Origin of the sequence: Jannaschia pagri (genome assembly GCF_019655435.1) — a bacterium.
Classification (GTDB): Bacteria; Pseudomonadota; Alphaproteobacteria; order Rhodobacterales; family Rhodobacteraceae; genus Jannaschia; species Jannaschia pagri.
The window spans coordinates 613,903-638,765 of record NZ_BPFH01000002.1 but is presented as its reverse complement, the minus strand read 5'-3'; the positions used below and the strand labels follow the sequence as shown (position 1 = coordinate 638,765).

24 protein-coding genes are annotated in these 24,863 nt (G+C 64.4%); 12 read left to right on the top strand and 12 right to left on the bottom strand.

Annotated features, from left to right (window positions below; genetic code table 11):
• Window positions 1–16 precede the first annotated feature (16 nt).
• From K5R33_RS08115 to K5R33_RS08100, 4 genes are all read right to left on the bottom strand, one after another.
• Window positions 17–865 (bottom strand): extensin-like domain-containing protein, encoded by an 849-nt coding sequence (locus K5R33_RS08115; RefSeq protein ID WP_255576232.1) that lies wholly within the window; start codon window positions 863–865, stop codon window positions 17–19.
• Window positions 862–1,767: a prephenate/arogenate dehydrogenase family protein gene (locus K5R33_RS08110; protein WP_255576231.1), complete on the bottom strand. Its 906-nt coding sequence runs from the start codon at window positions 1,765–1,767 to the stop codon at window positions 862–864. The genes K5R33_RS08115 and K5R33_RS08110 overlap by 4 nt, the downstream gene beginning before the upstream one ends.
• Window positions 1,764–2,846 (bottom strand): histidinol-phosphate transaminase, encoded by a 1,083-nt coding sequence (gene hisC / locus K5R33_RS08105; protein ID WP_220748490.1) that lies wholly within the window; start codon window positions 2,844–2,846, stop codon window positions 1,764–1,766. Before hisC ends, K5R33_RS08110 begins: the two co-directional genes overlap by 4 nt.
• A 71-nt stretch (window positions 2,847–2,917) precedes the next feature.
• Window positions 2,918–5,107: a primosomal protein N' gene (locus tag K5R33_RS08100; RefSeq protein ID WP_220748489.1), complete on the bottom strand. Its 2,190-nt coding sequence runs from the start codon at window positions 5,105–5,107 to the stop codon at window positions 2,918–2,920.
• Between the two features lie 83 nt (window positions 5,108–5,190).
• On the opposite strand from K5R33_RS08100, the gene K5R33_RS08095 reads away from it, so the two are divergent.
• Window positions 5,191–5,550 (top strand): hypothetical protein, encoded by a 360-nt coding sequence (locus K5R33_RS08095; RefSeq protein WP_255576230.1) that lies wholly within the window; start codon window positions 5,191–5,193, stop codon window positions 5,548–5,550.
• Here K5R33_RS08095 and K5R33_RS08090 read toward each other — a convergent pair.
• On the bottom strand, window positions 5,547–6,179 hold the full coding sequence (locus K5R33_RS08090; protein WP_220748488.1) for a LysE family translocator: 633 nt from the start codon (window positions 6,177–6,179) through the stop codon (window positions 5,547–5,549). The genes K5R33_RS08095 and K5R33_RS08090 overlap by 4 nt on opposite strands.
• Before the next feature lie 108 nt (window positions 6,180–6,287).
• Between K5R33_RS08090 and fsa the strand changes: the two genes are divergently transcribed.
• From fsa to K5R33_RS08075, 3 genes are all read left to right on the top strand, one after another.
• Entirely contained in the window at window positions 6,288–6,941 is a 654-nt protein-coding gene (fsa, locus tag K5R33_RS08085) for a fructose-6-phosphate aldolase (protein WP_220748487.1), read from the top strand.
• Window positions 6,942–7,090: 149 nt separating this feature from the next.
• Window positions 7,091–7,789: a DUF484 family protein gene (locus K5R33_RS08080; RefSeq protein ID WP_220748486.1), complete on the top strand. Its 699-nt coding sequence runs from the start codon at window positions 7,091–7,093 to the stop codon at window positions 7,787–7,789.
• Between the two features lie 3 nt (window positions 7,790–7,792).
• Window positions 7,793–8,719 carry a tyrosine recombinase XerC gene (locus tag K5R33_RS08075; RefSeq protein WP_220748485.1) on the top strand — a complete coding sequence of 309 codons (927 nt, stop codon included), beginning with the start codon at window positions 7,793–7,795 and terminating at the stop codon, window positions 8,717–8,719.
• 119 nt (window positions 8,720–8,838) lie between these two features.
• Here K5R33_RS08075 and K5R33_RS08070 read toward each other — a convergent pair whose 3' ends face one another.
• The 3 genes from K5R33_RS08070 to gloB form a co-directional block, all read right to left on the bottom strand.
• Complete coding sequence (locus K5R33_RS08070) at window positions 8,839–9,762, bottom strand: M23 family metallopeptidase (RefSeq protein WP_220748484.1); 924 nt, start codon at window positions 9,760–9,762, stop codon at window positions 8,839–8,841.
• A 106-nt stretch (window positions 9,763–9,868) separates the two neighbouring features.
• Complete coding sequence (gene clpA / locus K5R33_RS08065) at window positions 9,869–12,202, bottom strand: ATP-dependent Clp protease ATP-binding subunit ClpA (RefSeq protein WP_220748540.1); 2,334 nt, start codon at window positions 12,200–12,202, stop codon at window positions 9,869–9,871.
• Between the two features lie 150 nt (window positions 12,203–12,352).
• On the bottom strand, window positions 12,353–13,108 hold the full coding sequence (gene gloB, locus K5R33_RS08060; protein ID WP_373314150.1) for a hydroxyacylglutathione hydrolase: 756 nt from the start codon (window positions 13,106–13,108) through the stop codon (window positions 12,353–12,355).
• Between the two features lie 107 nt (window positions 13,109–13,215).
• Between gloB and K5R33_RS08055 the strand changes: the two genes are divergently transcribed.
• From K5R33_RS08055 to K5R33_RS08020, 8 genes are all read left to right on the top strand, one after another.
• Entirely contained in the window at window positions 13,216–13,968 is a 753-nt protein-coding gene (locus tag K5R33_RS08055; protein WP_220748539.1) for a class I SAM-dependent methyltransferase, read from the top strand.
• Window positions 13,969–14,283: 315 nt separating this feature from the next.
• Window positions 14,284–14,844: a F0F1 ATP synthase subunit delta gene (locus K5R33_RS08050; protein WP_220748482.1), complete on the top strand. Its 561-nt coding sequence runs from the start codon at window positions 14,284–14,286 to the stop codon at window positions 14,842–14,844.
• Entirely contained in the window at window positions 14,844–16,382 is a 1,539-nt protein-coding gene (gene atpA, locus K5R33_RS08045; protein WP_220748481.1) for a F0F1 ATP synthase subunit alpha, read from the top strand. The genes K5R33_RS08050 and atpA overlap by 1 nt, the downstream gene beginning before the upstream one ends.
• Before the next feature lie 9 nt (window positions 16,383–16,391).
• The gene (locus K5R33_RS08040) at window positions 16,392–17,264 is read left to right on the top strand and encodes a F0F1 ATP synthase subunit gamma (RefSeq protein ID WP_220748480.1); all 873 of its coding nucleotides are present in this window, start codon (window positions 16,392–16,394) and stop codon (window positions 17,262–17,264) included.
• A 19-nt stretch (window positions 17,265–17,283) separates the two neighbouring features.
• Entirely contained in the window at window positions 17,284–18,708 is a 1,425-nt protein-coding gene (gene atpD, locus K5R33_RS08035; RefSeq protein WP_220748479.1) for a F0F1 ATP synthase subunit beta, read from the top strand.
• A complete protein-coding gene (locus K5R33_RS08030; RefSeq protein WP_220748478.1) occupies window positions 18,708–19,103 on the top strand; it encodes a F0F1 ATP synthase subunit epsilon in 396 nt (131 codons plus the stop codon). The genes atpD and K5R33_RS08030 overlap by 1 nt, the downstream gene beginning before the upstream one ends.
• 147 nt (window positions 19,104–19,250) lie before the next feature.
• A complete protein-coding gene (locus K5R33_RS08025) occupies window positions 19,251–19,601 on the top strand; it encodes an H-type lectin domain-containing protein (protein WP_220748477.1) in 351 nt (116 codons plus the stop codon).
• A gap of 56 nt (window positions 19,602–19,657) precedes the next feature.
• Window positions 19,658–20,641, top strand: coding sequence for a type I glyceraldehyde-3-phosphate dehydrogenase (locus tag K5R33_RS08020; RefSeq protein ID WP_220748476.1), 984 nt, complete (start codon window positions 19,658–19,660; stop codon window positions 20,639–20,641).
• Here the strand turns inward: K5R33_RS08020 and K5R33_RS08015 are convergent.
• Genes K5R33_RS08015 through K5R33_RS08000 form a run of 4 tightly spaced genes read right to left on the bottom strand, consistent with a single transcriptional unit; the run spans window position 20,625 to window position 24,863 of the window.
• Complete coding sequence (locus tag K5R33_RS08015) at window positions 20,625–22,520, bottom strand: beta-galactosidase (RefSeq protein ID WP_220748475.1); 1,896 nt, start codon at window positions 22,518–22,520, stop codon at window positions 20,625–20,627. The genes K5R33_RS08020 and K5R33_RS08015 overlap by 17 nt on opposite strands.
• Window positions 22,517–23,377: an SMP-30/gluconolactonase/LRE family protein gene (locus tag K5R33_RS08010; RefSeq protein WP_220748474.1), complete on the bottom strand. Its 861-nt coding sequence runs from the start codon at window positions 23,375–23,377 to the stop codon at window positions 22,517–22,519. Before K5R33_RS08010 ends, K5R33_RS08015 begins: the two co-directional genes overlap by 4 nt.
• The gene (locus tag K5R33_RS08005; protein WP_220748473.1) at window positions 23,374–23,985 is read right to left on the bottom strand and encodes a 2-dehydro-3-deoxy-6-phosphogalactonate aldolase; all 612 of its coding nucleotides are present in this window, start codon (window positions 23,983–23,985) and stop codon (window positions 23,374–23,376) included. The genes K5R33_RS08010 and K5R33_RS08005 overlap by 4 nt, the downstream gene beginning before the upstream one ends.
• Entirely contained in the window at window positions 23,982–24,863 is an 882-nt protein-coding gene (locus tag K5R33_RS08000) for a 2-dehydro-3-deoxygalactonokinase (protein WP_220748472.1), read from the bottom strand. The genes K5R33_RS08005 and K5R33_RS08000 overlap by 4 nt, the downstream gene beginning before the upstream one ends.

Below are 24,863 nucleotides of genomic sequence, written 5' to 3'. Positions count from 1 at the left end.
CCGCCTGCGCCGTCGATCAGCGGCAGAAACTGCCACTGCGATACCGTGCGGTGTCGAAGTGGAAGTGATCTTGGTGAAAACGGTCACCATCCGGGCCCAGGACGGTGCCAAACGGCCCACAAGCCCGTCGGTGCAATTCGCGCAAGATGCGGCCTTCGGCCCCGCGTCCCCAATCGCGTAGAACCGAAATCTCTGTGCCATTGGCCAGTTGGATGCCGCTTATGTCGATCGCCCGGCCTTTGCCGTGTTCGCTGATCTTGGCGCCTGGCTGATTGTTGCGCGTGCGACAGGCATAGCCCGCCGCGACGCGGAGGGCGACGGCGCCGCCGCCCCGGTTGCCGACTACCGGCAGAACGCCGTTGCGGACCCAATCGTCCAGCGCTTGCGCGGTCCCGCAGTCCATGCGCGCCGCACGGCTGAGTGCGACGCCCGAGACGGCGGTGATGCGCACAGCTTCGGGAATGCCGCAGGCGCCAGCGCCGGGCACGGGATCAATGCGTGCCCCTTGGATCGAAGACCGCCCGCAGAGGCCGCCACCACCCGCGCTCTGCCGTGGACGAGAGGCGGCGGCCAGGACCACCTCTGCGTTGCGTGTGACGGGTCGGTCGGACCTTTGGACGAGGCCATCGCTGTCGATGATCGTCGTCTCCGCTCGCAGCGCGGACATCATCGCAAGCGTATCGCGCCGCGCGGGGCTCAGCCGCTCAAACGGACGGGTGGAGCGGGTCACCGCCGTGAGATCGGGGGTTTGGATGCGTCCCTCTGGCACCAGCTCTACGATGTCGGGCGCGGGTCGGGGCACGGGACGCATTTCGGCTTGGGCCGGCCCAACCATCAGCGTCAGGATCAATAACCACCGCATCATGTCCGACCTCGCCCAAAATCCGGGGCGTCCGTATCTTGCCCCGCTTCGATAATACCCCGGCGGATCGCGCGGGTGCGTGTGAAATAGTCTTCCAACATGGCTCCGTCCGCGGTTCGGATGGCCCGTTGCAGGGCAAATAATTCTTCGGTGAACCGTCCAAGGATCTCCAACGTTGCCTCCTTGTTGTTCAAGAAGACATCCCGCCACATGACCGGGTCGCTGGCGGCGATCCGCGTAAAGTCTCGGAAGCCCGCAGCGGAGTACTTGATGACTTCGCTATCGGTTACCCGTCGCAGGTCATCGGCCACGCCCACCATGGTATAGGCAATCAGGTGGGGCGCATGGCTGGTGACGCCGAGGACGAGGTCGTGGTGGTCTGGGGCCATGTGATCGACGTTGGACCCCATGGCTTGCCAGAGCCGGGTCAGCCGATCTGTCGCATCCTCTGAGGCGCCCACGGGCGTCAGCAAGCACCACCGATTGTCGAAGAGCGTCGGAAACCCCGCATCGGGGCCAGAATGTTCGGTGCCTGCAACGGGGTGGCCCGGAATGAAATGGACGCCGTCCGGCAAATGCGGTGCCACCGCGTCGATCACCGACTGCTTCACGGATCCGACGTCACTGATCGTGGCGCCGGGGGCCAAGTGCGGCCCGATCTCTGCGGCGACGGGGGCCATCGCGCCAACCGGCACACAGAGGATAACCAAGTCCGCGCCCTTGACCGCTTCGGCGGCGGTCTCCGTCACGCGGTCACAGAGGCCCCGGTCCAACGCCTTGGACCGTGTTTCGCGAGACCGGGCGTGGCCCACGACCTCGCCCGCCAAACCGTCGCGCTTCACGCGCAACCCGATGGAGCCCGCGATCAGACCCAACCCGATGAGGGCAATGCGCTCGTAGATCATGCCGCCCGCCATGTGCCCAATGCGTCCAGCAGGCGTGTCGTTCCGGCGTCGTCGCCAACGGTCATGCGCAGGCAATGGGGTAGGCCATAGGCCGCCACATGCCGCACGATGATGCCCTGGGACTTGAGGAAGGCGTCGCAGGCAAGCGCCTCGTCCTCATCGGCAAAGCGCGCCAGCACGAAGTTCGCCTCCGACCTGTCGCAGCCGAGACCCAGATCGCGCAGCCCGTCGATCAGCCGTGTCCGCTGGGTTGTGTTATCCGCCAGGCAGCGGTCCACGAAGGCGCGATCCGCCATGGCGGCCTCGGCCGCAGCCAGCGCCACGTTGGACAGGTTGAAGGGACCGCGCAGGCGGTTGAGCACGTCGATCACCTCTTGCGGGCCATAGCCCCAACCCACGCGCATACCGCCCAGGCCGTACATCTTAGAAAAGGTCCGCGTCACAAAGACGTTCTGTCGCGCGCCCGCCAGGCCCAAGCCACCGTCGAAATCCTCAACGTATTCGGCATAGGCACCGTCCATCACCAGCAGGCATCCGTCCGGCAGCCCATCGGCCAATCGCACGACGTCCTGGCCGCCCAGGAAGGTGCCGGTCGGGTTCGCGGGGTTGGCAATGAAGACCAGTTTGGTTCGTTCTGTCGCGGCGGCCAGCATGGCGTCCACATCCACGGTGCGGTTCCGCTCCCCCACGGCCACCGGTGCACCGCCCGCCGCGCGTGTGCTGATCGGATACATCAGGAAGCCATATTCCGGGTGCAGCACCTCGTCGCCTGGCCCCACATAGGCTTGGCACAGCCAGTGGATAATCTCATCGGAGCCGACGCCGCAGATGATGCGCTCTGCCTCCACACCGTGGACTTCGGCGATCTTGGCGCGCAGGCCTGCGTGGTCGGTGTTCGGGTAAAGGTGCATGGCTGCCGCTGCCTCAGCCGCCGCCGCCTGGGCCGAGGCAGGGGCGCCATGGGGGTTTTCGTTCGACGACAGTTTCAGCACGTCCGAATGGCCCGCCACTTTCGACGCCCCACCCTGGTATAGTGCGATGTCCAAGATCCCCGGTTGGGGCTGCGGTGCGGATTGCATGTCTGTGGTCCCCTTGTGGTCGGCGACGTTCTATCGGGGCCACGGAGGACGGGCAATCCCGCCCGCCTGCGTCACAGGAAGCTCTGCGGATCGATATCGATGCTGAGCCGAGTGCTTTTGGGGACGGGAACCTGTGCGACCCAGGCCGCCAACGCGGATTGCAGGGGCGACTGGCGCGGGGCCTTGACCAGCAGTCGGACGCGATGGCGCCCCCGGATGCGGCTGATCGGGGCCGGGGCGGGGCCATAGACCTCTGCGCCCGCATCCGCCAAGACGCTCGACGCCCGTGCCAGCGCATTGCCGAGGTCAAAGGCCACCTGTGCTTCGGGATCGGAAATCACGATCCCCGCCATGCGGCCATAGGGCGGCACGCCAGCGGCTCGGCGTTCGGCGGCCTCGGCTGACCAGAACCCCTCCTCGTCGCCCGACAGAATTGCGCGGATCACCGGATGATCCGGCTGATAGGTTTGGAGCAGGGCAAGCCCCGGCGCCTCGGCCCGGCCCGCGCGCCCCGAGACCTGGCGCATCAGTTGGAACGTCCGCTCCGCGGCGCGCAGGTCACTGCCTTGCAGGCCCAGGTCCGCGTCGATCACACCCACCAGGGTCAAGAGTGGGAAGTTGTGCCCCTTCGCCACCAGTTGCGTGCCCACGATGATATCCGCGCCCCCGGCGGCGATCTCCTCCACCTGGGCCTTGAGCGCGCGGGCCGAGCCGAACAGATCCGACGACAGGATCGCCAGTCGCGCTTCGGGGAAAAGCCCCGCGACTTCTTCGGCCATCCGCTCCACGCCGGGGCCGACCGGGGCCAGCTTACCCTCCACCCCGCAGGAGGGGCAGGCGTCGGGCATGGGCGCGGTCTCACCGCACTGGTGGCACATCAGCCGCTTGAGGAAGCGGTGCTCCACCGTCCGGGCGTCGCATTGATGGCAGGCGATCTGCTGGCCGCAGGCCCTACACAGCGTCACAGGTGCATAGCCCCGGCGATTCAGGAAGATCAGCGATTGTTCCCCGTCGATCAGCCGCTGCTCCATGGCCCGCTTCAACGTCGGAGAGATCCAGCGCCCGCCCGGCACGTCTTCGCTACGCATGTCGATGGTCGCCAGCTTCGGCAAGATCGACGCGCCAAAGCGGGACGTCAGGTCGACGCGGCTGTACTTTCCTGCCTCGACATTGGCCCAGGTCTCCAGCGAGGGCGTGGCCGAGGCCAGCACCACCTGTGCCCCCTCGCAAGAGGCCCGCAAGACGGACATGTCACGGGCCGAATACAGAACCCCGTCCTCTTGCTTGTAGGAGGTGTCGTGTTCCTCATCCACGACGATCAGGCCAAGGTCGCGGAAGGGTAGAAACAAAGACGACCTCGCACCTACGATCAGCCGCGCCTGCCCCTCGGCCGCCTTACGCCAGGTGCGGCGACGTTCGGCCTGGGTCACGCCGGAGTGCCATTCTGCGGGTCGCGCCCCGAAACGCGCCTCGACCCGCTTCAGGAACTCCGCCGTCAGCGCGATTTCTGGCAGCAGGACCAGCGCTTGCCGCCCGCGCGCCAGACATTCGGCCACAGCCTCCAGGTAGACCTCTGTCTTGCCCGAGCCGGTGACACCCTTGAGCAAGGTCGTGCCGTATTGCCCCGTTGCGACCGAGGTGCGGAGAGCGTCCGCAGCCACCTGTTGATCAGGTGCGAGGGGTTTGCCCGCGCGGGCCGGATCAAGCGGCGGGAAGTCGGCGTCGCGGGGCACGTCCTGTTCCAGGACTGCGCCCGAGGCGATCAGTCCTTTGACCACGCCGGTCGACACACCCGCGCGGTCCGCCAGTTCTGACTGAGCAAACACATCCGTTGGGCGGTCGCGCAGGACCTCCAGTACCTTATCGCGGGCCGCCGTTTTGCGGTCCGCTTGCCCCGTGCCCAGACCGTAGACCTTGCGCTTGCCGGGAGGGTCGCCCAGGCCCGGCGTGCGCATGGCAAGCCGCAGCATCGCCACCATGGGGGTCAAGGTATAGGCGCCCGCCCGTTCCAGAAAATCGCGAAACGGTTGCGCCATAGGGGGCACGTCGAGGATGCGCGCGATAGGGCGTAGTTTTTCGACCGGCCAATCGCCCGCTGCCTCGCCCCAAACCACGCCCAAGACCAAACGGGGGCCCAGGGGGACCTGAACGAAGTCGCCCTCACTCACGCCACCCTGAGGCGCGCGGTAGTCGAGCGCGCGGTCCAGCGGTTGGGTGGTCAGCACGGCGACCGGGCTGCCTGGGGGGAAGAAGCGGGTCATGCTCTCCATATCGCGTGCCCCGCCCGGTCTTGCCAGGGGGCAGGGGCCTGTTACCGTCAGGAGAGTCTTTGGAGGTTGCCCGTATGTTCAGATCGTTTTGCGCCGCCCTTGCCCTGGGCCTTGCCGTCTTGGTGATGCCCGACCCCGCAGCCGCCCAGGGATGTTCCGAAATCAAGTTCCAACGCGGGTCCTTCTCGGGTGAGGTCTCGGGCCGCGTGTCGGAACGTCAGCCGGTCTGTTTCACCTTCGGCTCCGGCGCCGGGCAGCAGGCGCGGCTCCAGGTCTTCGGATCGCAAAACGTCTGCTTCAACGTCCGTGGCGTAGCCGATTGCCGGGACGATTTTACCTTTCGCACCCGGCGGCAAACTTACGTCGTGGACGTGAACCAACTGTTCGTCGGGCCAGGGTTCGAGACCTTTACCCTGCGGCTGACGATCCGTTAGGCCGTCGTGCGCCGCGTCAAGGCGGTGGCCGCGCCCATGGCCATGAGCGCCGCGCCGCCAAGCCGCCCCATGGCGCGCAGAACCGAGGGGCGCCGCAGCCCGTCGCGTAGGCGCGCGGCCAATAGCGCGTAGGCCAGTGCATTCAGGGTGGCCAGGCCCACGAAGGTGGCGATCAGGATCGCGAACTGGGGACCGAGCGCCGCGTTGGGGTCGATGAACTGCGGGACAAAGGCGATGAAGAACACAATGCTCTTGGGGTTGAGGGCCGTGACGACGGCGGCATGGCCAAAGACCGCGCGGGGCGTCACCTCACCTTCGGTTGCAACCTCGCCCAAGGTCATGGCGCCCGCGCTGCGCCACAGCTTCCACCCCATCCAGACCAAGTAGGCCGCGCCGATCCACTTCAGCACAGTGAACAGAGTGGCCGAGGCCAGGACCAATGCACCCAACCCGGCCAGCGACGCCCCCATGGCAACCGCATCCCCGAGCGCCACGCCGCCCGCCGAGGCAACCGCCACGCGCCGCCCCTGGCTGAGCGCATAGCTCATCACCAAAAGGATGGTAGGGCCGGGGATCATCAGGAGTGCCACCGATGCGGCGACGAAGGTCAGCCAAACTGTCATATCCATGGGGTGGTCCTTACTCGGTGTTAGCGTTAACTACTGCTCGAACGTCAATTCAGGTTTCACGGAACCTGAGCTAGGGACCAGCAAAACCCCAAACCCACCGAGGACGCCATGAAATTCTTCGTAGATACCGCCGATGTCGATGCCATCCGGGAGCTGAACGACCTGGCCATGGTCGATGGGGTCACCACGAACCCGTCCCTCATCCTCAAGTCCGGTCGCGATATCATCGAGGCCACTAAGGAAATCTGCGACATGGTCGAGGGGCCGGTGTCGGCCGAGGTCGTGGCCACTGACTTCGATCAAATGCTGAAAGAGGGGGAGCACCTCGCCACCATCGCCCCAAATGTCTGCGTCAAGGTTCCCTTGACCTGGGCCGGGCTCAAGACCTGCAAGATCTTGTCCGATAACGGCACCAAGGTGAACGTCACCCTGTGTTTTTCCGCGAACCAGGCGTTGTTGGCGGCCAAGGCCGGCGCGACGTTCATTTCGCCCTTCATCGGTCGGCTGGATGACATCAACATCGACGGCATGGACCTGATCCAGGATATCCGCACCATCTACGACAACTACGATATGGACACGGAGATCCTCGCCGCGTCCATCCGGTCGCCCAATCACATGAAGGACGCTGCGCTGATCGGCGCCGATGTGGCCACCGCGCCCCCGGCGGTCATCAAGGCCATGGTGAACCACCCTCTGACGGCAAGCGGCCTCGCGCAATTCGTCAAAGATGCCGAGACGGCCGGTATTAAGATCGTCTGAAGAGGCGGCGGCGCCTCCCCCTTTCTGGGAGGCGCCCGTGCCACACCGGCTTTGAAATCTCGAGTCGGTTGGACTTTCTCTCCTGCTTTCCTCGCTTTGCATGGTATTGCGGCAAAAACCACGGCACAGACCGGAGCAGAGCAGGCCCTATGACCGATAAGACCGCGCAAGCGGTCGCGCAGGATTGGCGCGACCGTATTCTTACCGACCCAGACGTTGTGTTGGACGACCGTGACCTGATGCGCGCCCTCATTGCGGGCAACGAGCGGCAGATGGGCCAGAACATCGTCGACCTTCGTGGAATTGCGATGCAGCGCCTGGAAACGCGGCTGGATCGTTTGGAAGATACCCATCGCAGTGTCATCGCCGCAGCCTATGAGAACCTGGCTGGCACCAATCAAATCAATCGGTGCGTGCTGCGGTTGCTGGATTGCGATACCTTCGGGGAAGTTCTCGATCTGCTCGGGACCGATCTGGCCGATATCCTCCGCGTGGAGCGGGTCCGCCTGATTCTGGAAAGCGCCCAGCCGTCTGAGCCGCCCCATGCGGCGGTTTCGGTCGTGCCTGAAGGGTTTGTCGAAGGCTACGTGACCCATGGCCGGTCTGTGCCCGTACGCCAAGTGACCCTGCGCCAATGCGCTCCGGCCTCTGATCAGGTGTTTGGCGCCGATGCGGATTGGATTCGGTCCGAGGCCCTGCTGCGGTTGGACCTTGGCCAAGGCCGTATGCCAGCGCTGTTGGCCTTTGGCGCCGAAGATCCCCATCAGTTCCGTCCCAACCAGGGCACTGAACTTCTGGCGTTCTTCACCGGTGTGTTTGAGCGTCTGGCCCGCAAGCACCTGGGCTGACCCATGTCGCTAGAGATCAGCCCCGCGGCCAGGGACGTCCTTTCAGCGTGGTGCGATCATCTACGAGCCTTAGATGGCGCTGCGGAAAACACATTGGCCGCCTATGGGCGAGACGTGACCGGCTTTCTGGCATTCATGGCTGCCCACCGCGGTGGGCCCATGGGGCTGGCTGATATCGGTCGCTTGGCCACATCCGACATGCGGGCCTGGCTGGCATCGGAACGTCTGCGCGGGACAGCTGCGCGGTCGGTCGCGCGGCGCCTCTCAGCGGTCAAATCCTTCATTCGGTGGCTGTCCGAGCGGGAAGGGTTCGATCCCACGGCGGTCTTGTCCACACGGGCGCCCAAATTTCGCAAACCCTTGCCGCGCCCGCTTGCCAAGGACGCCGCGAAGGAGCTGATCGACGCGGTGTCGATCCAACACACGACACCTTGGATTGCGGCACGGGATGTGGCGGTTGTCACGGTTCTTTATGGCTGCGGCTTGCGGATTTCCGAAGGGTTGGGGCTGACAGGGGCAGATGCACCCCTTCCAGAGAGCCTGCGCATCAAGGGCAAGGGGGGAAAGGAACGGGTGGTTCCTGTCTTGCCCATCGCGCGGCAAGCCGTGGACCGCTACGTCAGGGCCTGCCCCTTTGATCTGGTCCCCGACGCGCCGTTGTTTCGAGGCGCGCGCGGCGGCGGCTTGAGCCCGACGCTCGTGTCCGGCGTGGTGGCGCGGGCGCGTATGCAGTTGGGTTTGCCGTCCACCACGACGCCCCATGCCCTTCGGCACAGCTTTGCGACCCATCTCTTAGAAGCCGGGGGTGACCTACGCGCCATTCAAGAACTGCTGGGTCACGCGTCGTTGTCGACAACCCAGGCCTATACGGCGGTGGATACAGCCCATCTCATGGCGACATACTCCAAGGCGCATCCACACGGCAGGTAACGGCGTTTGAGGTAGCAAGCGGCGGTGCTCGCTGGTTGGGATCTCACTGGGTGATACGGACTTGCCGAAGATACAGGCCAGACTGTGCCTCGGACGGGTTGGCGTTCGCCGCCTGCCAGTTAACCGCCAATCGGAATCTCTGTCTCGATCCGGTCGATGACAGCCCCGTCTCGCGTCAGAACCGCCGTCCCGCGATAGCTGCCGGCGGGCCATTCGGCCCCCCTCAGGCGTCGACCAGCTGCGCGGAAAAGCTCCGCCTGTGTCCGGTCCAACGTCGCATCGTGGCTAAACACGTCTTCCCCCTCCGGCCCGAAGATCCGCAGCGAAACGACGTCGCCTGTACGTCCGCCGAAAAGCGCGGCCCAAACCACGAGCGCGGGTGCATCGGGCGGCAACCGTTGGGCGTCGGCCGTTCCGGCTTTGACGGCGCCGAATGTGGGCACGTCATCTGCCAGCCCGACCGATAGGAATCCGCCCGGTTCGTAAGGCGGCGACTCGCGCCAGAGATTTTCGACGAATGGATCCACCACGACCCCGTCCTGCCGAACGGTCACATGGACATGGGGGAACTGGGTCGCACCCGATATGCCCATGAGGCCGATGGCCTGACCGGTGACGACCTGGTCTCCGACGGCCACGGAGACGGAACCCTTGGCCAGGTGGCACAGCTGTGTGGACCATCCGTTTCCGTGATCAATTGCAACGCCGTTGCCGCATTCGCGGTTTGCGACTTCGGAACGGTCGGCGATGATGCGGTCTGCCATGCCATCGCGAATGCCGCGTATCACGCCGTCTGCCGGGGCGAGCACGGCGACGCCTTCGGCCATCGCTTCAAGGTCGGCGACGCGGAAGTCGGTGCCCCTATGGCCATCGTATGAGAGGGGGCCGCCCGTGTAGTCGCGTGCGCCTGGCCCCGGGTCCGCATCGACGTATTGCTGGATGAAGCAGTCTTCGCCCAGCGTGCAGTTCAACGGCATCTCAAGCGCGATGGTCTGGGCCTGCGCGGGGACGGAGAGGAATGCCAGAGCAAGGAGGAACCGCATGTCAGAGAGACCCTCCTGGGAATACGTGCGAAGTTGATCGCGCCACAGTTGAGGCATGGCGACCAGCGACGTGCAAAAGGGGCCCCAGAGGGCCCCAATCGTTGTGTTACTCTGCAGTCAGAAGCGGCGGCTTCTTGTTGCTGATCTTAGGTGCCGCAGGCTCCTCAATCCGCAACTCTAGCTCGCCACCTTTGACGCCAACCTTGACCACACCACCCTTGGCCAGCTTCCCGAACAGCAGTTCTTCGGCCAACGGCTTTTTGACGTGTTCCTGGATGACCCGCCCCAGGGGGCGTGCCCCCATCTTGTCGTCGTAGCCCTTGTCCGCGACCCATTCCGCCGCCGCGCGCGTCAACTCGATGGTCACGCCACGGTCCAGAAGCTGGGCCTCAAGCTGCAGCACGAACTTTTCGACGACTTGCAGGATCGTTTCTTTGGGCAGCGGTCCGAAGCTGATGATCGCGTCCAGCCGGTTTCTGAATTCCGGCGTGAACGTGCGCTCGATTGCCGCCGTGTCCTCGCCTTCGCGCCGGTCACGGCCAAAGCCAATAGCGGCTTTCGCCATGTCGGACGCGCCTGCATTGGACGTCATGATTAAGACCACGTTGCGGAAGTCCACCGCACGCCCGTTGTGATCCGTCAGCTTGCCGTGATCCATCACCTGCAACAGAATGTTGAAGACATCCGGGTGGGCCTTTTCGATCTCATCGAGCAGCAACACGCAGTGCGGGTGCTGATCCACGCCATCGGTCAATAGACCACCCTGGTCAAAGCCGACGTAGCCCGGAGGCGCCCCGATCAGGCGGCTGACGGCGTGCTTCTCCATGTATTCAGACATGTCGAAGCGCAGCATTTCCACACCGAGCGTATCCGCCAATTGCTTTGCGACCTCGGTTTTACCAACGCCCGTGGGACCGGCGAACAGGTAGTTCCCAATCGGCTTTTCAGGTTCCCGCAGGCCAGCGCGCGCCAGCTTGATGGCCGACGACAGCGCCTCGATGGCCGCATCTTGGCCGAACACGACCCGCTTGAGCGACCCTTCCAGGTCGCGCAGAACCTCCGCGTCGTCTTTCGAGACGTTCTTCGGCGGGATCCGAGCGATCTTCGCCACCACGGCCTCGATTTCTTTGACGCCGATGGTTTTGCGCCGCTTGGATTCAGCGACGAGCGCCTGGGCCGCCCCCGCTTCGTCAATGACGTCGATGGCTTTGTCCGGCAGCTTCCGATCGTTCACGTAACGCGCGGACAGTTCAACAGCCGTCTTGATGGCGTCCGCGGTATACTTGATCGAGTGATGCTCTTCGAAGCGGTCTTTAAGACCTTTCAAGATCTTCACCGTGTCTTCGACCGACGGCTCATTCACGTCGATTTTCTGGAACCGGCGGCTGAGCGCGCGGTCCTTTTCGAAGTGCTGACGGAACTCTTTATAGGTCGTCGACCCCATAGTGCGCAGCTTGCCACCCTGCAGGGCAGGCTTCAGCAGGTTGGACGCATCCATCGCACCGCCAGAGGTGGCGCCAGCCCCGATCACAGTGTGGATCTCGTCGATGAACAAAACGGCGTCTGGGTGATCCTCCAACTCGGTCACAACCGCCTTGAGCCGTTCTTCGAAGTCACCGCGATAGCGTGTGCCGGCCAGCAATGCGCCCATGTCCAGCGAGTAGATCGTCGCGCCGGAGAGCACGTCTGGGACCTCTCCCTGAACGATCTTGAATGCCAGGCCTTCCGCGATGGCTGTTTTGCCCACACCCGGGTCCCCGACCAACAACGGGTTGTTCTTTCGGCGGCGGCAGAGGACCTGGATCGCGCGCTCCACCTCGTGCTCGCGACCGATCAGCGGGTCTACGTCACCCTTGGCCGACTTTTTGTTCAGATCGACACAATACTTCGCCAGGGCGCTTTCGCGGTTCTCGGATGGGTTCGGGCCTTCGGATCCGCCGGAGGCCTGCTCAGCCTCTTCGTCGGCGCCCTGCACCGGACGTGCCTCACCGAATTCCGGATCCTTAGCCACACCATGTGCGATGAAGTTCACGGCGTCGTACCGGGTCATGTCCTGCTCTTGCAGGAAGTAAGCCGCATTCGATTCACGTTCGGCGAAAATCGCCACCAGGACGTTGGCGCCGGTGACTTCGGTTCGCCCCGAAGACTGGACGTGGATGGCCGCACGCTGGATGACGCGCTGGAACGCGGCGGTTGGGACCGCCTCGGACCCTTCAACATCGGTCACGAGTGTCGACAAATCGTCTTCGATAAACTCCTCAACCGTTTGGCGGAGTTCGTCGAGGTTTACGCCGCAGGCTTGCATCACGCGCGCGGCGTCGGGCTCCTCAATCAACACGAGCAGCAAGTGTTCCAAGGTCGCCAACTCGTGACGGCGCGCATTGGCCTGCGCCAGCGCGGCATGGATGGCCTGTTCAAGGGTATTCGAGAACGAGGGCATGGTGTTCTCCTTCAGCCGTCGGCGGGTCATGGGAGTATGCCCCGCGTCCTCTTAAGTTTTGGTTGTCGTCGGGCGGGCTTCAAGCCTTTTCTTTTGCGAGGTCAGACCATGTGACGGGGAAGTGATGCGCATTTGTCGTCATTTGCGCGATCAAAAGGCGTCCTTTGCACGGCGCGCCGCAGCAAACGTCGCAACGTCATCCAGCCCAACCGTATTGGTCGCTGATTTGATCGCAGGCACATGGGCCCGCAGGAAGGGGTTGGTTTGTCTTTCGGTAGAGAGCGGGGCCGGTACCGATGGTGTGCCCGCGCCCACCAACCGTTTCGTCGCCTCAAGCCGAGAAATAAGGGCCTTATTGTCTGGTTCAAGGGTAGCCGCGAAAGCGAGATTGGTCACGGTATACTCATGACCGGAGGCAATCAGCGTCTCATCTGGTAGAGTCCCGAAGCGACCGAGGCTGCGGTGCATCTGCTCCGCCGTGCCCTCAAATAAGCGCCCGCATCCACCGACCATGAGGCTGTCGCCCGTGAACGCGATTCCGTCAAAGATGTAGGCAATATGACCAATCGTGTGGCCGGAGACGTCCCAGATTTGACCCGTCACGCCGCCCAGCGTCACAGTGTCGCCGTCGTGCAGCGCATGGTCCAAAGGCGGCAATCTGTGCGCATCTTGCGCGTGGCCCCAGACCTTTGCACCGGTCGCCGCGACGAGATCGGCCACACCATCCACATGGTCCGGGTGGTGATGGGTCAGTAGGACATCCGTGATCGTCCAACCGCGATCCGCCGCAGTTTCCAGATGTGGGGCAGCACGCGCGCAGTCGACGCAGGCGACGTGATCGCCTGACCGGAAAATGTATCCGTAATTGTCGAGCAAATCGGGAAAGCGATCCCGAAGCATCGGGATCACGATCAGGGACTCAATGATAGGGTTTGGGGTCAGGGGGGCCATGGCATTCCTTCGTTTCCGAGGTAAGCATGGCACGAACCTGTCCTGGAGCAATCGCGAAATCCATGCATCTTGATGTGCTCGACCTGCGCCACTTCTATTACCGGACTCGCCTGGGGCGTGCTGCACAGAAGGCGGTGCGCGACAAATTGGTGGAGTTATGGCCCGAGGCGCAGGGGCAGACGGTCGTTGGATTTGGCTTTGCCGTCCCGCTGCTACGCCCTTTCTTGCGGGATGCGCGGCGCGTCATCGGGTTGATGCCCGCGCCGCAAGGGGTGATGCATTGGCCGGCGGGCATGGCCAACGTCTCGGTATTGTCCGAGGAAACGCTGTGGCCTCTGGAAACAGGCGTGGCCGATAAACTTGTCGTTCTGCACGGGTTAGAGACGTCGGAGAATCCGACCGCTTTGTTGGACGAATGCGCGAGGGTCTTGGGCCCCGGCGGTCGGGCGATATTCATTGTGCCGAACCGGTCGGGTCTCTGGGCGCGTCGTGACGGCACGCCGTTTGGGTTCGGGCGGCCCTATTCCCTTCGCCAGCTAGAAGCCCAGGTGGCTGACGCCGGTCTGATCCCGGAGCGGCACGCTGCCGCGCTCTTTGCGCCGCCGAGCGCCTGGAAGTTTTGGTTGCGAGTTGGGGGATGGGTGGAACGCCTTGGACAGCGGCTGTCGCGGTCCGGTGGCGGAGGTGTCATTCTCTTGGAGGTCTCCAAACAGGTCCCCGCGCGGCCCAGGACCGGTCTTGCGGAGCGTGTCCGGCGACCTTTGCGTGTTCTTGAAGGCACACCGGAGCCCACTGCAGCGGGTCGCCATCCGTAGGACGCACCCTACGACCAAAGTCGCAAGGGCGTGCCGCGCCTGGAATCTATCTTAGCATTAGACGGTCATTCACGGCGCTTTCGGCAGGCGCTGTCCTGATTCTCTGAGCGCTCCGCGCGCCCCCGCACCATGTTAGCGCTGCGCTGCGGCGATGGCGCGCAGGCCGTCTGAAACCCCCAGTTGCGAGGTTGTTGCAGGGTGAAGGACCCTCTGCTAGAGGGAGCGCGATTTCGTGATCGGGTCCTCTCCGGGCCAGGTCGAAAGGGGGGGTGCTGGGTTCAAGTCTGCACCCGAACGACTGTCGAAAGGGTGGACGTGTCCGAACCAGCTTCGATTTCGATGGGGATCGCTGAGCGCTATGCGCAGGCGGTCTTCGACATCAGCCGCGAAGGTGGCGATCTCAAGACTCTGGCGACCGATGTCTCCGCGTTGGAGGAGGCGATCAAAGCCTCACCCGACCTGCGGGATGTTCTTACATCGCCGGTCCTAACGCGAGATGAACAAGGACGTGCCATTGCGGCCGTCGCCGATAAGATGGGGCTGAGCGGGACGGTCAAGAACGTCCTCTCGCTGATGGCCTCCAAGCGGCGCTTGTTCGTGACGCCGCAAATGGTCGCCGCCCTGCAAGACATGCTTGCAGAGGAGAAAGGCGAAGTCACCGCCGAGGTGCGCACCGCCAAAGCCCTGACCAAGGGCCAATCCGACAAGCTGGCCAAGGTCCTGAAGGCTTCGACCGGCAAAGACGTAAACTTAGATGTGACTGTTGATGAGGCGTTGATCGGTGGCCTCGTCGTGAAGGTCGGTTCGCAAATGATCGATACCTCGATCCGCGCGAAACTCAACGCACTCCAGACTACGATGAAAGAGGTCCGCTAATGGCGATCCAGGCTGCCGAGATTTCGGCGATCCTCAAAGATCAGATCAAGAACTTCGGCCAAGAGGCCGAGGTGGCCGAGGTCGGTCGCGTGCTGTCCGTCGGTGACGGTATTGCCCGCGTCTACGGCCTGGACAACGTCCAAGCCGGTGAGATGGTCGAATTCCCCGGCGGCATTCAGGGCATGGCCCTGAACCTGGAAAACGACAACGTCGGTGTCGTGATCTTCGGCTCTGACCGGGACATCAAAGAAGGCGACACCGTCAAGCGCACCAACTCCATCGTGGACGTGCCCGCCGGTGACGAACTGCTGGGCCGCGTTGTCGATGGTCTGGGCAACCCGCTGGACGGCAAGGGCCCGATCAACGCTTCCAAGCGTCTGGTCGCCGACGTCAAAGCGCCGGGCATCATCCCGCGGAAATCGGTGCACGAACCCATGGCCACCGGCCTCAAGGCCGTGGACGCCATGATCCCGATTGGCCGTGGTCAGCGCGAGCTCATCATCGGGGACCGCCAGACCGGTAAAACTGCCGTGGCCCTGGACGCGATCCTGAACCAGAAGTCCTACAACGACGCCGCCGGCGACGATGAGAGCAAGAAGCTCTACTGCATCTACGTGGCCGTGGGTCAGAAGCGCTCCACCGTGGCACAGCTGGTGAAGCGTCTCGAAGAGAGCGGCGCCATCGACTACTCCATCGTCGTGGCCGCCACCGCCTCCGAGCCTGCGCCCATGCAGTTCCTGGCCCCCTACGCCGCGACCGCCATGGCCGAGCACTTCCGTGATAACGGCCGCCACGCCCTGATCGTGTACGATGACCTGTCCAAGCAGGCCGTGTCCTACCGTCAGATGTCGCTGCTGCTGCGCCGTCCGCCCGGACGCGAAGCCTACCCCGGCGACGTTTTCTACCTCCACTCGCGCCTGCTGGAGCGGTCGGCCAAGCTGGGCGACGACTATGGCAACGGCTCGCTGACGGCGCTGCCGATCATCGAAACCCAGGGCGGCGACGTGTCGGCGTTTATCCCGACCAACGTGATCTCGATCACCGACGGTCAGATCTTCCTGGAAACCGAGCTGTTCTACCAGGGCATCCGCCCCGCCGTGAACACCGGTCTGTCGGTGTCGCGCGTTGGCTCCTCGGCCCAGACTAAGGCCATGTCCTCGGTTGCTGGCCCCGTTAAGCTGTCGCTGGCCCAGTACCGTGAGATGGCGGCCTTCGCGCAGTTCGGGTCCGACCTGGATGCCTCCACCCAGCAGTTGCTGAACCGGGGTGCCCGCCTGACCGAGCTGATGAAACAGCCCCAGTACTCGCCGCTGACCAACGCCGAGATCGTCTGCGTCATCTTCGCGGGCACCAACGGCTACTTGGACAAGGTCGACGTCAAGGACGTGGGTCGTTGGGAAACCGGTCTGCTGTCGCATCTGCGCTCCAAGAACGCGGACTTGCTGGCCGACATCTCGGACAACGACCGTAAGGTGAAAGGCGAGCTGGCCGACAAGATCAAAGCGGCCCTCGACGATTACGCCAAGACGTTCGCATAAGGCTGTCCGATGCCCAGTCTGAAGGACCTCAAAAATCGGATCGAGAGCGTCAAGTCGACGCGCAAGATCACAAAGGCCATGCAGATGGTGGCCGCCGCGAAACTGCGGCGGGCACAGGATGCGGCCGAGGCGTCGCGCCCCTACACGGAACGGTTCAACGCCGTTCTGGGTGGGCTCGCCGCATCGGTTGGCAACAGCGAAACCGCCCCCCGGCTTTTGTCGGGGACCGGGTCCGATCAAGTTCAGCTCTTGATCGTGATGACGTCCGAACGGGGCCTCTGCGGGGGCTTCAACGCCAATATCTCCAAGCTGGCCAAGCAGCGGGCGGAAGAGCTGATCGCGGCGGGTAAAACCGTCAAAATCCTCACCGTCGGCAAAAAGGGCCGCGAGGCGATGAAGCGGGAATACGGCGATTACTTCGTCGGTCACGTGGACCTGAGCGATGTGAAGCGGATCGGCTACGGCAATGCCGCAGCCATCGCCGCCGACGCGCTCAAGCAGTTCGACGCGGGTGATTTCGACGTGGCGACGATTTTCTTCGCCAAGTTCCAGTCGGTCATCAGTCAGATCCCCACGGCGCAACAGATCATCCCGGCCAGCTTCGAGACCGAAGACGACGCCGAGACCGCGCTCTACGACTACGAGCCCAGCGAAGAGGCGATCCTCGCCGACTTGCTGCCCCGTGGCGTGGCGACGCAGATCTTTTCGGCGCTGCTGGAAAACGCGGCCTCGGAGCAGGGCGCGCGGATGTCGGCGATGGACAACGCCACGCGTAATGCGGGCGAGATGATCGACAAGCTGACGATCGAGTACAACCGCTCGCGTCAGGCCGTCATCACCAACGAGCTGATCGAAATCATTTCGGGCGCCGAGGCGCTCTGAGAAACCGGAGACACACGACATGGCTAACGCAGTCGGAAAAATTACACAGGTGATCGGCGCCGTTGTCGACGTTCAGTTCGACGATGCCCTGCCCGAGATCCTCAACGCCCTGGAAACGGACAACAACGGCAACCGCCTGGTCCTGGAAGTGGCGCAGCACCTGGGCGAGAACACCGTCCGGGCCATCGCCATGGACTCGACCGAAGGTCTGGTCCGCGGCCAGTCGGTCAGCGACACCGGCGGTCCCATCACCATCCCGGTGGGCAACGCCACCCTGGGCCGCATCCTGAACGTCGTGGGTGAGCCCGTGGACGAAGGCGCGCCGGTCAACGCCGACGAAAAGCGCCCGATCCACGCCGATGCGCCCGAATTCCAGGCCCAGTCGACCGAGTCGGCGGTTCTGGAAACCGGCATCAAGGTCATCGACCTGCTGGCCCCTTACGCCAAGGGCGGTAAGATCGGCCTGTTTGGTGGTGCCGGCGTGGGCAAGACGGTTCTCATCATGGAACTGATCAACAACATCGCAAAGGTGCACTCGGGCTTCTCCGTGTTCGCCGGTGTTGGGGAGCGGACCCGCGAGGGCAACGACCTCTACCACGAGATGATCGAATCCGGCGTGATCGTGCCCGACAACCTGTCGGACTCGAAAGTGTCGCTGGTCTACGGTCAGATGAACGAGCCTCCCGGAGCGCGGATGCGCGTCGCCCTGACCGGCCTGACCCTGGCCGAGCAGTTCCGCGACCAGTCGGGCACGGACGTTCTGTTCTTCGTCGACAACATCTTCCGCTTCACGCAGGCGGGTTCCGAGGTGTCGGCGCTTCTGGGTCGTATTCCTTCGGCTGTGGGCTATCAGCCGACGCTGGCCACCGACATGGGCGCCATGCAAGAGCGGATCACCTCGACCAAGTCGGGTTCGATCACCTCGGTGCAGGCCGTCTACGTGCCTGCGGATGACTTGACCGACCCCGCGCCGGCCACGTCCTTCGCCCACCTCGACGCCACGACCGTTCTGTCGCGCGCCATCTCCGAGCTGGGCATCTACCCGGCTGTGGACCCGCTCGACTCGACGTCGCGCCTGCTGGACCCCGCCGTCATCGGCGAAGAGCACTATCAGGTGGCTCGCGACGTCCAGGGGATCCTCCAGCGCTACAAGTCGCTGCAGGACATCATCGCGATCCTGGGCATGGACGAACTGTCGGAAGAAGATAAGCTCACCGTGGCCCGCGCCCGCAAGATCCAGCGCTTCCTGTCGCAGCCGTTCGACGTGGCGAAGGTCTTCACCGGCTCCGACGGTGTTCAGGTGCCCCTGGCCGAGACCGTTGCCTCGTTCAAGGCCGTGGTTGCCGGTGAATACGATCACCTGCCCGAGGGTGCCTTCTACATGGTTGGCGGCATCGATGAGGTGAAGGCCAAGGCCGAGAAGATGGCGGCTGAGGCAGCCTGATGCAGGTCGAACTCGTCTCACCCGAGCGGCGGCTGGCGTCCTATGACGACGCCAAGGCCGTCCGCATCCCCGGCGCGGACGGGGATATGACCGCGATGGCCGACCACGCGCCGACCATCACCTCGTTGCGCCCTGGCGTGCTGACCATAGAAACCGCCTCGGGCGAGGAAAGCTATGCCGTGACCGGGGGCTTCGCCGAGATCGGTGCCGGTGTCAGCGTTCTGGCCGAGCGGGCGCTGCCCGTGTCCGAGGTCTCGCAAGAGACCTTCGACGGCTGGGTCGCCGAAGCGACGGAGGCCCAGACCAACGCACCTGACGATGCCATCGAATCTGCAGCTAAGCTGGTGGCCGACATGGTGGCCCTGGGCGGCGAAATCGGTTTGAACGCCAAGTAACAGACCCACTGACGGGCCAACGCCAGTCAGACACACACCGTTTCGAAGGCCCTGGGATTGTCCTGGGGCCTTTGCTTTTCTATGGTCTGACGAGGGGTTGACCCGCCTGGGGCCGGTCCCTCGCACCTGGGGGGAGACGGGGGCACCATGCGCAAGCTGACAAACCACGCTATCGGGATCCAGCAAGGCTCCAGGGTGATCTTTTCCGACTTTGAAGACGGCGGAGAGATGTGGACCGGTCGCGGCCCGCGTGAGGCCCGCGTCCGCATCGAGTTCCCAGAGGCCTTCAAGACGACGCCGGTCATCATGACAGCCCTGGCAATGTTCGACATGGATGATTCCAGCAATCAACGCGCCGATCTCAGCCATAGCCGTGTTTCGCCCGAAGGGTTCGATCTGGTCTTTCGCACCTGGGGGGACAGTCGGGTCGCCCGCGTTCGGGCCGATTGGACCGCCATCGGAGAGGCCGTGGGCGAAGACGAATGGGGTTTGTACTGATACGCATCCGCCTTTGACATCGCCCGGCGCGGCCCTCCCTATGGCCGCAGGAGGGCATGTCCATGAAGGTCTTTATCAATGGCTTTGGCCGCATTGGTCGGTCGATCCTTCGAGCCCACCTTGCGGGTGCTGGACCAGAGCTTGAGATCGTGGGCATCAACGATATCGCCCCGCTGGAGACCTGCGCTTACCTGTTCAAATACGACAGTGTCTTTGGGCCCTGGAATGACCCCGTCCATGCCGGGGACGAAGTGCTGCATATTGGCGACCGTGCGATCCCGTTTCGCCGGACACCTGATTTGCGGAGCCTGTCCCTAGGCGGTGTGGACCTGGTCATGGAATGCACCGGCCGCACCGAAAACCGCCCCGAGGCGGAGCGGGGGCTGCTGGCCGGGGCGGGCAAGGTCTTGATGTCCGGGCCGTCCGCTGTGGCGGATGCCACTATCGTACTGGGCGCCAATGAGGCCACGTTGTCCCCCGATCATCGCGTTGTCTCCAACGCGTCTTGTACGACGAACGCCGTGGCGCCTTTGCTCGCGGTGTTGGATGCGGCCTTTGGGATCGTCTCTGGCACGATGACGACGATCCACTGCTATACCGGTAGTCAACCGACGGTGGACATGCCCATGGGCAACGCACTGGCGCGCAGCCGGGCAGCAGCGCTGTCCATGGTGCCCACAACGACAAGCGCAGGGCGCCTCGCGGACCAGGTCTTGCCCCATCTGGCGGGCCGCGTGCCCTGTCAATCGGTGCGCGTGCCCGTGGCGAGCGTCTCTGCGGTGGATTTGGCGTTCCTACCGAAGAGGACGGCCACGTCCGATGAGGTCAACCGGGCCATCGCGCAGGCCGGTGGAGTAATCGGCGTGGAACCCGCGCCTGTCGTCTCGTCTGACCTGCGCGGTCGACCGGAAAGCCTGATCCAAATGCCCGCTGAGACCCGGGTGGCCGAGGGTGGCTTGATCCGAGTCTTTGGCTGGTATGACAACGAATGGGGCTTCGCCAACCGGATGATAGACTTGGGTCTTAGGATGGCCGGTTAAGCCTTAAGACCCCCGCAGGCGGCAGGCTGTGCCCGTCATAGTCTTGCGCCTGCGCCCCATAGTTGAAAACGAAGCGCTCGGTCGCGGTGTCCCGGACCCGCAGGCCTTCGGGCAGATCCATAGTCTCAAGACCAGCTTCCCGCGCCAGTTCCCCAAGCAGACGACGCGCTGCGATCTTATCGGGCCAGGCCGCCAGATGGAGCCGGTTGCCATCGCGCAACAGCAGCGGCGTGCCCTCGTCGGTGACGTCGACCACCTGGGCATCGGTCTCCAGATGCTCCAGCCATTTTACGATGCGCCCTCCGCCGGGCAGGGGGCGCGGCAGGTCGGCGGGAAAGCTTTCCTCCATGACCGAGGTTGCCGCCAGCCCCGGCAGGTCTGGCCCCAGCGGTAATTTGGTCGTCAACTCCGCCGTCTTGAGGTCCGTGCGTGGCCCGGTCAACACGCGTCCTTTGGCCGTGGCAATCGCCCTGCGCAACGGCTCCGCCAGGGTCAGCAGGCCAGGGACGAGGGTCAGGGCGTAGCCATCCAAAGTTGGGGTGTCGGGCGGCAAGATGTCCACCGACAGCCCAAGCGCCCGCAACGCCCGATACATATCGAGGCACAGCCCGAAGTAGTCGAAGTCAGCGCCCTGGGGCTGCACCTCCCAGGCCCATTGCGACGCATAGTCGAAGATCAGCGCCACGGGGGCTTGCACAGGGGCGGTGTCCGGTGCCTCCGCCACCTCCTGCGCAACCTGGGCGGCCTCGTGAAACCCTTGGGCCGGAGTGCTGTCGGGCCGCAGCAAGCCCGCGTGCTGCTGTTCCTGCGCAAAGGGGGCCTGTCGCCAGCGGAACCAAGCCACCGTTTCGGCGCCATGTGCGAAGGCCTCCCAGGACCACAGCCGCACCATGCCAGGCAGCGGCGCGGGGTTCCAAGGGGCCCAGTTCACCGGGCCGGGCTGTTGCTCCATGATCCACCAGCGCCCGCGCCCCACGGCGCGATAGAGATCATGGTGAAAGGCCTGAAAATCTGGGTCCCCCTGCCGCAGATAGGCCCCGCGGTCCCCATCGGGCACGCGGTCCAGCAGAAAGCCCATGGGATAGCTGTCCCATGTGGCGATCTCCATATCGGCGCCGACTGCGTAGTGGTCAAACTCCAGCACGCGGCCCATGTAATTGTGCGAGATGGGCGCGTCGGAATGGGCCCGAATCGCGTCGACTTGCGCCCGGTTCCAGGCAACGACCTCGTCACTGGCAAACCGGCGGAAGGCCAGGAGATGGCTCGGGTTCGGCTCGGTCACTGTCAGGTTCGGCAGGTCGATCTGGTCGAAATCCGAATAGGTCATGGACCAGAACACATTACCCCAGGCAGCGTTCAGGTCATCCGTGGTCTGATACCTTCGCCGCAGCCACGCGCGAAACGCCAGGCGCGCCGCCTCCGAATAGCTGAGCGTGGTGTCGTGGCAGCCGTATTCATTGTCGGTCTGCCATGCGCTGACGCGGGCGCCGTAGCGTTCGGACATAAGGCCGGCCATCCGCGCGGCGTCCTCGCGATAGCCCCGGTGACTAAAGCAATAGTGCCTGCGGGATCCAAAGCCCCGGGGCCGTCCCTCGGCATCCACGGCCAACATGTCCGGGTACCGGTCGAGCATCCAGCGTGGCGGTGTGGCGGAGGGGGTGCCCATGACGATGCGTAGCCCCGCATCTGTCAGCACATCGACCGCACGGTCCAGCCAGCCCCAGTCATAGGCGCCCGGTGCGGGCTCTAGCCGGGACCAAGCGAACTCCCCGATGCGCACCCAGGTCAGACCCAGATCGACCATGCGGGCGGCGTCTTCCGGCCATTGTGTTTCGGGCCAATGTTCTGGGTAGTAGCAGGTGCCCAGCGTCCGCTTCACAGCACGACCCTGTGTTCGCGCTGACCCGTCACGCCGGGCACGGCCACCCAGGTGAGGCCCGCGCCCGGTTGGTGGGCGCGCGTTGCATCGTCCAGGCCGTCATGGGCGGAGGTGACGAACATGCGGTCCAGATCGGGACCCCCAAACGCGGGGCAGGTGGTTCGCGTGGCGCCGCAGGTGACCTCGCCCAGGAAGGTCCCATCCGGGGCATGGCAGGCAACGCGCCCTGCGCCCCACTGCGCGACCCAGACATTGCCCTGGGCATCGCAAACGGCTCCATCCGGGTTGAGACCAACGCCGGAGAAGTCCACGAAAACCTCTGCCTTTCCCGAAGGCCAGCCCGCGCGGTCGATGTGCTGTTTCCAGAGAATGCCCGTCCCCGTGTCCGCGAAATAGGCCCACATGCCATCGGGCGAGAAACAGGTGGCGTTGGGGATCGTGACATCCTGATAGAGCTTCCGCACCTCGCCCCGGAAATAGCGATAGATGGCGCCCGCCGCCTCCTCGGCGTTCCAACCCATGGTGCCAATCCAAAACCCGCCCACCGGGTCGGCTCGCCCATCGTTGGAGCGCGTGATGGGTGACTCGGCCTCCAGGTCCAGGAGTTTTTCCCGCGCGCCGGTTGCGATCTCGAACCGCCAGAAGCCGCTCTCTCCGGCGACGAAGAGCGTGTCCCGGTCGATCCAACCCGCCGCGCTGACCGCTTCGTCCCAGGACCAGTCCTGTTGCCCGTCGTCCGTACGGGTCAGCAGCTTTCGATCCAGAATGTCGAACCAGAACAACTGATTGCGCTCAGGATGCCAGAGCGGGCCCTCGCCCAGGGCGCAGGCGCGTGCGTCAAAGACGAGGGCGCTCATCGTGTCCCGACCGCTGCGTCGTAGGCGGCAACGATGGTGCGCGCGCGGGTCGCGATCTCAGCGATGCTGATGCCGGGCGTGTAGCAGGCCGTGCCGAGGCCAAAGCCGTCGGCCCCTGCGGCCAGCCAATCGCCAAAATTGTCAGGCCCTGCGCCGCCGACGGCATAGACCTGACAGCCGGGCGGCAGGATGGCACGCATCGCTTTCAGCCCGCCGGGTCCGGCCATGGCGCCGGGAAACAGTTTCAGCCCGGTGGCCCCAGCCTTGAGCGCGGCGAAGGCCTCGGACGGGGTGAAAACGCCGGGCCAGCTTTCCAGACCCAATTCCCCTGTCTTGCCAATCACTTCGGGGTCCGTGTTGGGCGAGACGACGATGCGTCCGCCCGCCTCGGCGACCGCCTGGACCTCCGCCACAGTCAGGACGGTGCCCGCTCCGATGGTTGCTTGGTTTCCGTGCGCATCAACCATGGCGGCGATGGAGCGCAGGGGCTCGGGCGAGTTCAGGGGGACCTCAATCGTTGTAATCCCGGCCTCAATCAGGGCGGCGCAGGCGGGGGCGGCGTCATCGGGCGTAATGCCCCGCAGGATGGCGATCAGGGGACGGGTCATGGCAGGTCCTTTGCTGTGGCGAGGCCCTTGAGCGTCATCTCATCCGCAGGCAGCAAGCGGGGCGCGACCCCTTGGGATTTCAGTGCGGCATCATAGGCTTGCGTCGTGCGGGGCGAGCCGGTGATGACGACATCGCGGCCCAACCACCAGGGGCGGGTGGCGGCTAACTCAGCGCCGATCAACAGGCCCGACAGGACGCTGCGGCCCATGGTGGCGGTTTGGCCGTGCAGGAGGTCTGCGGCGCGCAGTTCGAACAGGCGCGCGGCCAGGGTTTCAGGGCGGGACAGGGCGTCGGAGACGGCGTCGATGAAAGGGCCTTCGTCCCACCCGTCGCCGTCCAGGGAATGACGCAAAACGGTCTGACCGGTGATCGTGGCGAACAATTCTCCGGTCATGACCGTGCGAAAACTGACGACCTCTCCAGCGCTGAGGTGGACCCATTTGGTATGGGTGCCCGGCAGGCAGGCGACCCCGTCGAAATCGGGTAGGGTGGCCAGGATACCCGCGATTTGCGTTTCCTCCCCGCGCATGACATCTGCGTGGGGTTTCAATTGCTTGAGACCCGGCACGATGCGGACATCGAGACGCGGATCGCTTGTCTTCACCTGGGTCAGCCCGGTCCCCATCGGAGCGCAGGGCACCGCAGCATAGCGCGCCTCGGCCCAGCCTTGCCGCGCCCCAACCATGCCGCAGGCTAAAACCGGTGTCGGCCCCGCAAGCCAATCGTCGATCAGGCCCAGAAGGGTCGGTTCGAACATCTCTTGGGTCAGGCTGTTCATGCCGGTCCCGGCTTCGCGCCTGTCTTGGACGACCTCGCCCTGCATCAGGGTGGCCCGCAGGGTCGAGGTGCCCCAATCGACTGCAATCCAACGGCTCAT

Excerpts from the sequence above, each read along its gene's own strand:
- K5R33_RS08115 (WP_255576232.1), bottom strand. The coding sequence starts at position 865 with ATGATGCGGTGGTTATTGATCCTGACGCTGATGGTTGGGCCGGCCCAA.
- K5R33_RS08110 (WP_255576231.1), bottom strand. The coding sequence starts at position 1,767 with ATGATCTACGAGCGCATTGCCCTCATCGGGTTGGGTCTGATCGCGGGC.
- hisC (WP_220748490.1), bottom strand. The coding sequence starts at position 2,846 with ATGCAATCCGCACCGCAGCCCCAACCGGGGATCTTGGACATCGCACTA.
- K5R33_RS08100 (WP_220748489.1), bottom strand. The coding sequence starts at position 5,107 with ATGACCCGCTTCTTCCCCCCAGGCAGCCCGGTCGCCGTGCTGACCACC.
- K5R33_RS08095 (WP_255576230.1), top strand. The coding sequence starts at position 5,191 with ATGTTCAGATCGTTTTGCGCCGCCCTTGCCCTGGGCCTTGCCGTCTTG.
- K5R33_RS08090 (WP_220748488.1), bottom strand. The coding sequence starts at position 6,179 with ATGGATATGACAGTTTGGCTGACCTTCGTCGCCGCATCGGTGGCACTC.
- fsa (WP_220748487.1), top strand. The coding sequence starts at position 6,288 with ATGAAATTCTTCGTAGATACCGCCGATGTCGATGCCATCCGGGAGCTG.
- K5R33_RS08080 (WP_220748486.1), top strand. The coding sequence starts at position 7,091 with ATGACCGATAAGACCGCGCAAGCGGTCGCGCAGGATTGGCGCGACCGT.
- K5R33_RS08075 (WP_220748485.1), top strand. The coding sequence starts at position 7,793 with ATGTCGCTAGAGATCAGCCCCGCGGCCAGGGACGTCCTTTCAGCGTGG.
- K5R33_RS08070 (WP_220748484.1), bottom strand. The coding sequence starts at position 9,762 with ATGCGGTTCCTCCTTGCTCTGGCATTCCTCTCCGTCCCCGCGCAGGCC.
- clpA (WP_220748540.1), bottom strand. The coding sequence starts at position 12,202 with ATGCCCTCGTTCTCGAATACCCTTGAACAGGCCATCCATGCCGCGCTG.
- K5R33_RS08055 (WP_220748539.1), top strand. The coding sequence starts at position 13,216 with ATGCATCTTGATGTGCTCGACCTGCGCCACTTCTATTACCGGACTCGC.
- atpA (WP_220748481.1), top strand. The coding sequence starts at position 14,844 with ATGGCGATCCAGGCTGCCGAGATTTCGGCGATCCTCAAAGATCAGATC.
- K5R33_RS08040 (WP_220748480.1), top strand. The coding sequence starts at position 16,392 with ATGCCCAGTCTGAAGGACCTCAAAAATCGGATCGAGAGCGTCAAGTCG.
- atpD (WP_220748479.1), top strand. The coding sequence starts at position 17,284 with ATGGCTAACGCAGTCGGAAAAATTACACAGGTGATCGGCGCCGTTGTC.
- K5R33_RS08030 (WP_220748478.1), top strand. The coding sequence starts at position 18,708 with ATGCAGGTCGAACTCGTCTCACCCGAGCGGCGGCTGGCGTCCTATGAC.
- K5R33_RS08025 (WP_220748477.1), top strand. The coding sequence starts at position 19,251 with ATGCGCAAGCTGACAAACCACGCTATCGGGATCCAGCAAGGCTCCAGG.
- K5R33_RS08020 (WP_220748476.1), top strand. The coding sequence starts at position 19,658 with ATGTCCATGAAGGTCTTTATCAATGGCTTTGGCCGCATTGGTCGGTCG.
- K5R33_RS08010 (WP_220748474.1), bottom strand. The coding sequence starts at position 23,377 with ATGAGCGCCCTCGTCTTTGACGCACGCGCCTGCGCCCTGGGCGAGGGC.
- K5R33_RS08005 (WP_220748473.1), bottom strand. The coding sequence starts at position 23,985 with ATGACCCGTCCCCTGATCGCCATCCTGCGGGGCATTACGCCCGATGAC.
- K5R33_RS08000 (WP_220748472.1), bottom strand. The coding sequence starts at position 24,863 with ATGAGCCGTTGGATTGCAGTCGATTGGGGCACCTCGACCCTGCGGGCC.